The following is a 10,993-nucleotide window of genomic DNA, read 5'->3' as shown; positions in this document are numbered from 1 at the left end:
CCTCGCTCGACTTGCATGTATTAGGCACGCCGCCAGCGTTCGTCCTGAGCCAGGATCAAACTCTCCAATAAAGTTGAGCTGATTCTAAACTGCAAAACAATTCACTTGGCTAGTGTTTTGATTCACTATAAAACGCTTTATTGTTCAGTTTTCAAAGAGCATTTTTCACTCAGCACGTTTCAGTGCCGACCCTTATAATTCTATCACATTGCCCACCCAAAAATCAAGAGTATTTTTTTAACAAAATATCTTTCAGTTTGTAGCAGTCAATAAAACATGCCGTCCCGAAGACGACAAAAGTAATCATAACAAAACGACAAAAGGAATACAACAGGTTTTTTCTGTAAAATCATTGAGTGGTAAACTACTCAATCCCTTTGGAAAATGGGGCATTTAAATAAACAAACAAAAGAGAGCAGACTTTCGCCTGCTCTCTTTTATACAAACGGAACTCAATAATCCTCTTGGCACACGTATGAGCCAATGAGATTACATCATTCCCATGCCGCCCATTCCGCCCATGTCAGGCATTCCAGCAGCTTTGTTTTCTTCCGGTTTATCTGCTACAACTGCTTCAGTTGTGAGGAACATAGCAGCTACAGAAGCAGCGTTGGACAATGCGGAACGAGTAACTTTCGCCGCATCTACGATACCCACTTCAAGCATGTTAACCCACTCTTCAGTAGCAGCGTTGAAACCAATACCAGGAGCTTCTTTTTTCAAGCGCTCAACGATAACAGATCCTTCAAGTCCTGCGTTAGCAGCGATTTGACGAACTGGCTCTTCAAGGGAACGAAGAACGATTTGTACACCTACCGCTTCATCACCTTCAGCTTTAACTGCTTCAACCGCTTTGATAGCGTTGATAAGAGTTGTACCACCACCTGCAACGATACCTTCTTCAACTGCTGCACGAGTAGAGTTGAGGGCGTCTTCGATGCGAAGCTTTCTTTCTTTCAATTCTGTTTCAGTAGCTGCACCAACTTTGATTACCGCTACGCCACCAGCAAGTTTTGCAAGACGCTCTTGCAATTTCTCACGGTCGAAATCAGAAGTAGTATCTTCGATTTGTTGACGGATTTGGGAAACACGAGCTTCGATTTCTGCTTTGTCGCCAGCGCCTTCAACAATTGTAGTATTTTCTTTGGTTACAACAACTTTACTTGCACGGCCAAGTTGAGTGATTTTTGTAGATTTCAAATCAAGACCCAACTCTTCAGTGATAACTTCTCCACCTGTAAGAGCTGCAATGTCTTGAAGCATTGCTTTGCGGCGATCGCCGAAACCAGGAGCTTTAACAGCAACTGCAGTGAACGTACCACGAAGTTTGTTCACTACTAATGTAGCGAGTGCTTCGCCCTCAACATCTTCAGCAATGATCAAGAGTGGTTTGCCACTTTGAACAACTTGCTCAAGTACAGGAAGAACTTCCTGGATGTTGGAGATTTTCTTGTCAGTGATCAAGATGAATGGGCTGCTAAGAACAGCTTCCATCTTGTCAGTATCAGTGATCATGTATGGAGAAGCATATCCACGGTCGAATTGCATTCCTTCTACTACTTCAAGCTCAGTAGCAAAACCTTTGGATTCCTCAACAGTGATAACACCGTCTTTGCCTACTTTTTCCATAGCTTCAGCAATGAGGTTACCTACTTCTTGATCGTCAGCAGAAATAGCAGCTACTTGAGCGATAGAAGCTTTGTTTTCAACTGGTTTTGCGATGGATTTGATTTCTTCAACAGCAGCGCGAACTGCTTTTTCCATACCGCGACGGATAACCATTGGGTTTGCACCCGCAGTTACGTTTTTCAGACCTTCACGAATCATCGCATAAGCAAGAACAGTTGCAGTTGTAGTACCGTCACCAGCTACATCGTTAGTTTTGGTAGCAACTTCTTTAACCAGTTGAGCGCCCATGTTTTCATAAGCGTCTTCCAATTCGATTTCTTTAGCAATAGTCACACCGTCGTTAGTGATCAACGGAGAACCGAATTTCTTTTCCAATACAACGTTACGACCTTTTGGTCCAAGCGTTACTTTAACAGCGTTTGCCAATGCTTCTACACCGCGAAGCATGGAGCGGCGAGCATCTTCAGAAAACTTGATTTGTTTTGCCATGAAAAACTCAACCTCCTAAGGTATGTGTTTGATTTCGATCAAGTATGTTAGATGGATTAGCCAAGAATCGCTAAGATATCAGATTCACGAAGAACAAGATATTCTTTGTTGTCTACTTTTAATTCGGTACCTGCGTATTTGGAGAAAATTACTTTGTCTCCTTCTTTCACTTCCAAAGCGACACGCTCGCCGTTGTCAATAACACGACCGGAACCGACAGCAATTACGCGGCCTTCTTGTGGTTTCTCCTTAGCAGTGTCAGGCAGTACGATACCGCTAGCAGTTGTTTCTTCTTTAGAGATTGGTTCAATTACCACACGGTCACCTAATGGCTTCAACACAAAAAACACCCTCCTCAAGAATGGAAAAGTAATAAGTTTATTGTTGTTAGCACTCACGTCAAAGGAGTGCTAACACCCAATTCCTATAATAATGAATCACTGTATGGTTTGCAAGTATTTTAAACCACTTTTTTGCAATTTTACCTGAACCATCATTTCTCCCTACTCTACTATGGACGGAAGCTTCACCACTTATACTGCTTCCTTTAAGAAAAGCTTCCATTGAAGCCCCTTCAAAGATGTTGTCGAATCCTTCTTTTAAGGTAGCTTTTCCGATGAATCGTAGAAGAATCGCTTTGAATTATATACTTTCCGATTCATTCAAAAAACTCCTATTGCTTCGTATTTTCATAGTAAAATCGTCTCTATTAATTTTTGGTTCTATTAATTGCTCTATGAGTCATATAAATTTCAACATAGGTTCTGAGTGGTACAGACCATCACCAAATACAAAGGAGAGATATGAGTGATACGTCGATCATTATTCCCTGTTGCTGTCGGTCTCTCGATCCTGCTTCTCACGTTATTGTTTACAAAGGTTCTTTCCGATTCTACTGTTAAAGCTATTCCACATGTTACAAACATTTACTTCGATGGCAAAGAAGTTACCTCCAAAGAACAAAAAGGCTATTATTTCAACGGGACGAGCTATCTGCCATCGACTTTGGAATACGAAGGCACGCTTTATGTTCCAATCAGTCTGGTAGGAACGACATTAAACAAGCCGATTCGTTGGAATCAATCACAGCAAACGGTCTGGTTGGGAACAACTCCTCAGCCTAGCAAAAATCAACCAACTACACAGCCAACAATCGCTTCCTCATCTCCAACCATGTCACCAGCACAACCAACACAAGCTGCACCTACAGCAAAAGAAATTGATGAGACCCCCTCCTTATTCGGGCTCTCTCTTGGGGATTCGCTAGAAAAAGTAATTGCAACCGTAGGACAACCCACTCGAAAAGAACCAAGTGCACAGGGCTATGAATGGTTCATTTACAACCAGAACTGGAACACCTATTTGCAGGTAGGCATCCTGAACGGCAAAGTTGTTGATCTATACTCCAATGCTCCCAAAGCTGCCTTTGCACGAGTGAGCATCGGGACAAGCTACCAGTCTCTCACCCGCAAGCACAATCCCAAGCAACTGGTCACCTTCTCCTATCAAGGTGCGCAGATCGAAATATCCAACCAATTGAAACAGAGAGCACTTGTTATGGTTGATGAGACACCTGTCATTTATTATCTTGATCAGCATAATCAGCAAAAAGTTACTGCCATCCGTTTGCTTGATCGACTCACATTAATTCAGGGTGGTTTTTATGAAACCAAATGGACATACCAAGGCAAGGCTCCCCAGTTCGATCCCCCTGCTCTTAGCATCAAGCAGCAGGAGTTAGTGAATATCGCCAATGAACGTCAAATTCTAGACATTACAAACGTCATGCGCTTCCGCTACAAATTACCCTTGCTCAAATGGAATGAAACTGCCGCCAAAGTTGCCCGGTCACACAGCGATGATATGGAGAACAATCAATTCTTCGACCACATCTCTGCGACAACTGGCCTAAATCCTTTCCAGCGACTGCAACAAGCAGGAGTGCAATACCAACTGGCCGGAGAAAATATTGCAGCCGGATATCCCGATGCGATCGAAGCAGTGGAAAACTGGATGAACAGTTTGGGCCACCGCAAAAATATACTAGAGAAGGGCTTTACCGAGCTCGGCTCAGGGGCAGTCTCCAACTATTACACGCAAAACTTTGTAACACCAAAAAAACAATGAACCAAACAGCAGCAACATAACCACCAAAAAAGCCCACTCTATTGAAGAGATGGGCTTTGAATTTGCCATTCCTTGTTGATAAGTTCTTTGAGCGGAGCCGTATCCATTGTAAACTCAAGCAAAAGCGTGTCATCTTCTTTTGTATGTAAAATTAACCACGGCCTTCTTTTGTTCTGTTTCGGCATCACGACAAACAATTCTCTTATGGTTGTATCGATTTGCAACTTCTGTTGTTTGAAGCTTTGTTCAGGGTTCAAGGGAATTTTCACGATTAGAGACTTTTCTAATGGAGGTGATAAGTCAGCAACACTCCCTGTTACACTTTCCATCAATGCTCCAGCCATTTTCTGAAAAGCCTCCGAGTTGTCTATCGTTGAAACAATGCGCTCTTTATCAGTATCAAAAATCTCTATGGAATCAGCCACGGTCGGGTTCGCATTAAACAGTACGAGACTTAGTAACAAGATTTGCCACATCGTTCATCCCACCTAAAGACGAATTTTCCATAGTATGCCGATAATCATGCTTGCTCATTCGATCAATAGAGGAATACGGCTCAAAGACAACAAAACCCCCGCCGATATCGGAAAGGGGTCAATTGCTGTTAGTCATCACTACTCAAGATTCCAAGCAGTCGAAGAAGCGACAAGAAGAGATTGATAAAATCGAGATACAGTGAGATAACCGCAAGCGGAATATCTTCATCGGCAACGCCGTACTTGTAATTCGAAATATCGTACAGGATGTAACCGCTAAAAATCAGAATACCGGCGGATGCCATCAACAGTTGCATGGATGAGCCTAGCGGAACAAACAGGTTAAGCACCTGCAAAAGAATCAACCCGATTAATCCAGCAAACAATATGCCACCCAAAAAACTAAAATCACGCTTGCTAACATACGCATAGCTTGCCAACCCCACAAAGATCAAAGCAGTTAGCAAGAAAGCGGCGTTAACGATAAGGGCTCCTGAAGTTGCAGCATAATGCTGGAGTGTCGGTCCAAGGGTAATTCCACTTATAAAAACAAACGAGAACGTAAACCCGTAACCTACCCGAACGCCACGACGACGAAGGATAAATGCACCAACCAACAGCAACAACTCAACAACAATCAGCGGGATGATCAGGGCAGGCGGAACAAATTCTGTACCTACTGCACTACCAATTGCCGATACGAGAAGTGAAATAGCAAACATGCGAAGCAATTTTGGAAAATTCGTTTCCTGTTCATAGGAATGAACGTCTGTTTGATAGTTCAATATGTCCCCTCCTTTTCTAAAAATTACCTACTACTTACTATACTATAATTGCGAGAATTTTACTCCTGGGTGTATACCTTTTCCCACTCTTCATCTTCTTTGATTTGTTTGCGATAGACGATTCGTGACAGCCATACGCTAATTTCATATAAAACAAGCAGCGGAATGGTTACCAGTACGTCACTAATGAAATCAGGCGGAGTCAACATAATCGCAATTACAGCCAGTCCGAAGTAAGCAAATCTGCGAGCTTTAGCCAGTCGAACCGGGTTTAAAATTCGCAGCCGAGTAAGGAACATGACCACAATCGGAAGTTCAAATAAAAAACCAAACGGAATCACCATGTTAAACATAAAGCTGAAGTATTGGGCGATTCCATACATGAGATTCGTCCCAATGTAGCTATTCATCTGGGCCATGAACCCCATGACCATCGGAAATACAATATAGTACCCGAACGATAATCCCAAAATAAAGAGAAAAAACGCAACGGGAATAAAGCTAAGTGTAGCTCGTCGCTCATTGGGACGAAGCCCTGGACTGACAAATCGCCATACGTGAAAGAGTGCAACAGGCAGTGTCACGATCATACCGATCACAAAAGCGAACTGCATGTATACTCCCAGAACATCTGACGGAGCAAGTGATGTTAAAGGAACCCCTTCCGCAATCGGCTGCTCTTTGAGATGTCCTATGACTGGCCCTGCGAAGTAAAGTCCTACACCAAGCGACAACACAAAAATAGCGAACACCCATATCAAGCGCGACCTCAGCTCAGTTAGGTGATCGAATAACGTCATTTCTGTCTCATTTTTCATCGGAACACCTGCACTTTACGAAGAAACCCTGGCAAATAGCCAGGACGATTTGACTTAGGAATGTTGTGTCTCTTTTTGGATCTTTTCACGAACTTCTGCTTCCAAACGCTCACGCTCAATACGTTCACGAATTTCTTTTTCCATTTGCTCGCGATTAACTGTTTCTTGAACGGTTGTCGCAGCCGTTGTTGTGTTGGAAGTAGAAGCTTGTACAGGTGCAGAAGCAGTTTGAATCTGTTTTGCACTTTCTTTGGAATCTTCTTCATCATCATCCTTCGTCAAGCTGCGAGTTGCATTTTTGAACTCTTTCAAGGTGTGGCCAACCGCACGGCCAAGCTCAGGCAATTTTTTCGGTCCAAACAACACCAAAGCAAGTAGAACAATAAGAATTAATCCAGGTACGCCAATTGTACTCACATTATTCACTCCAAACTGTTTTTATCAAAACATGCTGTCAAATCTAACAATGATTTAATCCGCCATATCCCAGTCGAGTCATATCCGCTGAAGAAATTTTCTCACCGACCAGCAATCTTGGTAAAAAAACATCAAAAGACGTGTATGGCTCATGCATCACTGCACCGGGCAATCCAACTAGAGGAACTTCACCGGCGTAAGCGATCATCATCATGGACCCAGGAAGCATCGGTACACCGTAACGAATCACTTCAGTAGCCACCTCGGAAATCGCTCCTGGTGTGCGGTCGTCCGGATCAACAGACATCCCGCCAGTTACCAGTACCAAATCGACTCCTTCATCCAAAAATCGTTGGATCTCCTGCTTGATTACTTCTTTATCGTCTGGAGTAAACCGTTGATTTACTACCACCGATCCCAAACCTTCTACTTTTGAGCGAATGACAGGTCCGAACTTGTCGTCAATTCGTCCTTTAAACACTTCGCTTCCTGTTGTCACCACTCCGACTTTTCGCATTGGCAAAGGCACAACATCGACAATCGGACCCTCGAATTGGGAACAAAGCTTTTCCAAACGAGCGATTGCTTGTTCGTCAATAATTAAAGGAGTAATCCTTGCAACAGCAATTGATTTGTTTTCGTCAACAACCTGATTGCCAAGTATTGTTGCGACCGAGATCGAGAGCATCTCATTACAGGCATGGATCGCTTGTTCATTTATTTTTACCAGGCCTTTGTGTTTCGTTTTCAGGCTGACTTTTCCCTCGTATGGTTCACTTAAAGCTAGTCCGCTTCCGGCAATTGCTTTGGCAATTCTCTCTGCCGCTTCATTTTCGTGCAAATAACCCTCAGGCATGTCTAAAATGTAAATATGTTCTTTTCCAATAGAGAGTAGTTGCTCGATGTCATCCTCGGTAATAATATGCCCCTTTTTAAACAATCTGCCTTTAAAGGTGCCAGGCAGAATTTGCGTCATATCATGGGGCAAGGCCATTCCAATTGCTTCTTGAACCGGTATTTCTGTAAACTGGGGCTTTACCATCCATAACCTCCCCAGTCTTCACTAGCCTTCTCTGTTCCCTGAAGAATGTGCAAAGCATCCGATAGCATGTCTCCGATGGCATTAAAGCATATTTCTACGCCTTTTGGGTTGCCAGGTAAATTAATAATCAAGCTATTTCCTCTGGTGCCCGCCACTGCTCTCGTCAACATTGCTCGTCGAGATTGAGATAAACCTGCTCGTCTCATTTCTTCAGCGAGGCCTGGCACACGTCGGTCAATCACCCAGGAAGTCACTTCAGGTGTAACATCCCGTGGACTTAAGCCTGTACCGCCTGCAACAATTAACAAGTCGCATTTCAGTCTATCAACAAGTTCAATCATATTTTCCTTTAATTCTTCCATATCATCGGCAACAACCCGATAAACGGCAACTTCACATTTCATCCAATCACGTGTCAACTGTCTTAATAAATTAATTCGATCGTCAGGACGTTCTCCACGTGAGATCGAGTCACTCGCTGTAATTACTCCAATTTTCCAATCTCCCATAGCCATACCTCCACTTCCATACATTATACTACAAGCAAACCAGTAATCTGCTCAAATCTATGACAGAATCGTAAATTTGTTGAATTTTATTCGAGAAAAGGGATTGACTCATTTTCAGTAACCACATAATCTACCATAAAATCATGTGGTTCTTTGGGAACGTCAGCTATTAGTTGCAAGGAAAAACAGAATCCAATCACAAGCGGTTTATGGTCAAGAGAGGCAAGAAAACGATCATAGTAACCACCTCCGTAACCCAACCGCCCTCCATGTCGGTCAAAAGCAACCCCAGGAATGATGATTGCATCCAACTGATTACGGTCAGCTTGAACAGAGATGGCAGGGTCTGGCTCCATGATGCCATATGGTCCCTTACGCAGATTGGATTCCTCCGTATATACATAGGGTATGATTTGCCTTTTCTCTTGATTCGTCAGGGGTAACCATATTTCTTGCTTGCGACTCAAGGCGGCTTCCCGGTACGGTGCAGTGCTGATTTCATCACCAAACGACTGAAACAATAAAATTGTTCTAGCCCTTGCCAAAACATCCAGTTGAAGCAAGTTATTCGTCGCCATAAGCGACAATTCTGTACGGAGGGCTGGTGGCAATTCTGCACGCTTGTGCAAGATCTGCTGCCGAAGCTCTTTTTTCTCTGCTTTAATTGACAACCTACTCTCCCCTTGTACCTGCTTATTTACTTAGGCTACACTTAGTCTATGAAATCCATGAGGTGAAATCATGATACTGTTACAAGCTGAAAGCATTACAAAGACATATGGTATTGAAACCATTTTACAGGATATTTCATTACAAGTACAAACGGGAGAGCGCATCGGACTCGTTGGCGTAAATGGCGCCGGGAAGTCTACCTTGATGAAAATTTTGGCTGGTGAATTGAGCCATGACCAGGGAATCATCCGCAAGCCAAAAGACATTACCCTTGGCTATCTGTCACAAAACGGCGGTCTTGAATCAGAGCGCTCCATTTGGGATGAGCTAAACACCGTTTTCGACCATCTCCGAGAAGAAGAACGTGTCTTGCGTCGTCTGGAAGAGCAAATGGGGGATCCGTCTGTACTTTCCAACGAAAAGAAATATCAGCAAATCCTGGAGGCATACTCCCTTCGTTCGGAACAATTCAAAGAACGAGGCGGATATAGCTATGAAGGCAGCATTCGCGGCGTCTTGCACGGACTCCGTTTTGCCGAGATGGACATCCAGACACCGATCAAGACCTTAAGCGGCGGACAGAAAACCAGACTGGCACTCGCCAAGCTGCTGCTTCAGGCTCCTGATCTGTTGTTGCTGGATGAACCGACGAACTATCTTGATATTGAAACACTGACATGGTTGGAAACCTATCTCTTGAATTACAAAGGTGCCATTCTCGTCGTTTCCCACGATCGCTACTTCCTCGACAAACTGGTGACGATCGTATATGAGATTGAGCGCTCCAAAGCGACGAGATATATCGGAAACTACAGCAAGTTCCTTGATCAAAAAGCATCACGGATCGAATTGGAAATGAAAATGTTCGAGAAGCAGCAGGACGAAATTGCCAAGCTGGAAGATTTCATTCAAAAAAATATCGCCCGTGCGTCTACGACCAAGCGAGCACAGAGCCGTCGCAAAACACTGGAAAAAATCGATCGGATGGACAAACCTATCGCTGGAACGAAATCTGCCCACTTCTCGTTTGAGATCAACAAAATGAGTGGAAATGAAGTCCTCAAAGCCCGAAATCTAAGTGTTGGCTACCCAGATGCGATTCTATCCCGTGGGCTTACCTTTGATATTGAACGGGAAGAACGTGTCGCTTTGGTAGGACCAAACGGGATCGGGAAATCAACGCTGCTCAAGACGATTGTCGGCAATCTGGATGCGATACATGGAACAACCCAACTGGGAAGCAACGTTACGATTGGATACTATGATCAGGAACAGCGCCACTTGAACGAAGCCAAGACGATCCTTGCTGAACTGTGGGACGATTATCCGCACATGCCTGAAAAGGACATCCGAACGATCCTTGGCAACTTTCTGTTCAGCGGAGATGATGTGCAGAAGAAAATCGGCGATCTGTCAGGCGGCGAGCGTGCCCGTGTGTCTCTTTCCAAGCTGATGCTGAAGGAAGCCAACTTCCTGATTTTCGATGAGCCAACCAACCATTTGGACATTATCAGCAAAGAAGTGTTGGAAAATGCGCTATTTGATTACCCGGGTACCATTCTGTTCGTATCGCATGACCGCTACTTCCTCAATAAGATTGCTACTCGTGTGCTAGAGCTGTCTGAAACTGGTGTGACCAATTATCTTGGCAACTACGATTACTTTGTAGAGAAAAAGCAAGAGCTTGCCGAACTGTCAGTTGAACAGCAAGCTCAGTCTCAAAATCAGAAAGGCAAAAATCAGGCAACCACTGCGAAAGCACCTGATAAATCAAATTACGAGCTGGATAAAGAGGCAAAGCGCAAGGAACGGCAGAAGCAGCGGCGCATCGAAGAGATTGAGGCGACAATCTCGCAATTGGAAGCATCGATCGCCACTTGGGAAGAAGAACTATGCCTTCCAGAAATTTATACCGATCACCAGCAAGTTAAAGACCGCAACGACTGTATCAGCCAGGCGAGAACTGACCTTGAGCGACTGTTTGAAGAGTGGGGAGAGCTAACAGAGGATTAACTGACAACTTGGTGAA

Annotated in this window: 11 protein-coding genes and 1 rRNA gene; 2 read left to right on the top strand and 10 right to left on the bottom strand. The window is 43.9% G+C overall.

Translation table 11 applies throughout. From position 1 onward, the window contains the following. The 3 genes from ACPW7N_RS25010 to groES form a co-directional block, all read right to left on the bottom strand. Positions 1-71: ribosomal RNA gene (locus tag ACPW7N_RS25010) — 16S ribosomal RNA — on the bottom strand; the annotation flags it as partial. A gap of 418 nt (positions 72-489) precedes the next feature. After that, positions 490-2,118 carry a chaperonin GroEL gene (groL, locus tag ACPW7N_RS25005; RefSeq protein ID WP_425654428.1) on the bottom strand — a complete coding sequence of 543 codons (1,629 nt, stop codon included), beginning with the start codon at positions 2,116-2,118 and terminating at the stop codon, positions 490-492. A gap of 56 nt (positions 2,119-2,174) precedes the next feature. Next, positions 2,175-2,459 (bottom strand): co-chaperone GroES, encoded by a 285-nt coding sequence (gene groES, locus ACPW7N_RS25000; protein WP_425654427.1) that lies wholly within the window; start codon positions 2,457-2,459, stop codon positions 2,175-2,177. Positions 2,460-2,925: 466 nt separating this feature from the next. Here groES and ACPW7N_RS24995 point away from each other — a divergent pair, with 466 nt between their 5' ends. Then, a complete protein-coding gene (locus tag ACPW7N_RS24995) occupies positions 2,926-4,245 on the top strand; it encodes a CAP domain-containing protein (RefSeq protein WP_425654426.1) in 1,320 nt (439 codons plus the stop codon). 38 nt (positions 4,246-4,283) lie between these two features. On the opposite strand, the gene ACPW7N_RS24990 is transcribed toward ACPW7N_RS24995, so the two are convergent. From ACPW7N_RS24990 to ACPW7N_RS24960, 7 genes are all read right to left on the bottom strand, one after another. Further along, positions 4,284-4,721, bottom strand: coding sequence for a hypothetical protein (locus tag ACPW7N_RS24990; protein WP_425654425.1), 438 nt, complete (start codon positions 4,719-4,721; stop codon positions 4,284-4,286). Between the two features lie 128 nt (positions 4,722-4,849). Next, positions 4,850-5,506, bottom strand: a complete 657-nt coding sequence (locus tag ACPW7N_RS24985) for a Bax inhibitor-1/YccA family protein (RefSeq protein ID WP_425654423.1) — start codon at positions 5,504-5,506, stop codon at positions 4,850-4,852. Between the two features lie 59 nt (positions 5,507-5,565). Then, complete coding sequence (tatC, locus tag ACPW7N_RS24980; protein WP_425654422.1) at positions 5,566-6,324, bottom strand: twin-arginine translocase subunit TatC; 759 nt, start codon at positions 6,322-6,324, stop codon at positions 5,566-5,568. A gap of 54 nt (positions 6,325-6,378) precedes the next feature. Next, positions 6,379-6,741: a twin-arginine translocase TatA/TatE family subunit gene (locus tag ACPW7N_RS24975; RefSeq protein WP_425654421.1), complete on the bottom strand. Its 363-nt coding sequence runs from the start codon at positions 6,739-6,741 to the stop codon at positions 6,379-6,381. Between the two features lie 43 nt (positions 6,742-6,784). Further along, the gene (locus ACPW7N_RS24970) at positions 6,785-7,783 is read right to left on the bottom strand and encodes a molybdopterin-binding protein (RefSeq protein ID WP_425654420.1); all 999 of its coding nucleotides are present in this window, start codon (positions 7,781-7,783) and stop codon (positions 6,785-6,787) included. Continuing rightward, the gene (locus ACPW7N_RS24965) at positions 7,777-8,292 is read right to left on the bottom strand and encodes a MogA/MoaB family molybdenum cofactor biosynthesis protein (RefSeq protein ID WP_425654419.1); all 516 of its coding nucleotides are present in this window, start codon (positions 8,290-8,292) and stop codon (positions 7,777-7,779) included. The genes ACPW7N_RS24970 and ACPW7N_RS24965 overlap by 7 nt, the downstream gene beginning before the upstream one ends. Positions 8,293-8,378: 86 nt before the next feature. Then, entirely contained in the window at positions 8,379-8,963 is a 585-nt protein-coding gene (locus ACPW7N_RS24960) for a 5-formyltetrahydrofolate cyclo-ligase (protein WP_425654418.1), read from the bottom strand. A 70-nt stretch (positions 8,964-9,033) separates the two neighbouring features. Between ACPW7N_RS24960 and ACPW7N_RS24955 the strand changes: the two genes are divergently transcribed. Then, the gene (locus tag ACPW7N_RS24955) at positions 9,034-10,977 is read left to right on the top strand and encodes an ABC transporter ATP-binding protein (RefSeq protein ID WP_425654417.1); all 1,944 of its coding nucleotides are present in this window, start codon (positions 9,034-9,036) and stop codon (positions 10,975-10,977) included. The last annotated feature ends 16 nt before the right edge of the window (positions 10,978-10,993 follow it).

It is taken from the genome of Brevibacillus nigriterrae (genome assembly GCF_049846925.1).
Classification (GTDB): Bacteria; Bacillota; Bacilli; order Brevibacillales; family Brevibacillaceae; genus Brevibacillus_H.
This window is presented reverse-complemented; position numbering and strand designations above follow the sequence as displayed.

Bases quoted from the DNA above. Each gene is read 5' to 3' on its own strand.
- ACPW7N_RS24955 (WP_425654417.1), top strand. From the start codon at position 9,034: ATGATACTGTTACAAGCTGAAAGCATTACAAAGACATATGGTATTGAA.
- groL (WP_425654428.1), bottom strand. From the start codon at position 2,118: ATGGCAAAACAAATCAAGTTTTCTGAAGATGCTCGCCGCTCCATGCTT.
- tatC (WP_425654422.1), bottom strand. From the start codon at position 6,324: ATGAAAAATGAGACAGAAATGACGTTATTCGATCACCTAACTGAGCTG.
- ACPW7N_RS24970 (WP_425654420.1), bottom strand. From the start codon at position 7,783: ATGGTAAAGCCCCAGTTTACAGAAATACCGGTTCAAGAAGCAATTGGA.
- ACPW7N_RS24990 (WP_425654425.1), bottom strand. From the start codon at position 4,721: ATGTGGCAAATCTTGTTACTAAGTCTCGTACTGTTTAATGCGAACCCG.
- ACPW7N_RS24965 (WP_425654419.1), bottom strand. From the start codon at position 8,292: ATGGGAGATTGGAAAATTGGAGTAATTACAGCGAGTGACTCGATCTCA.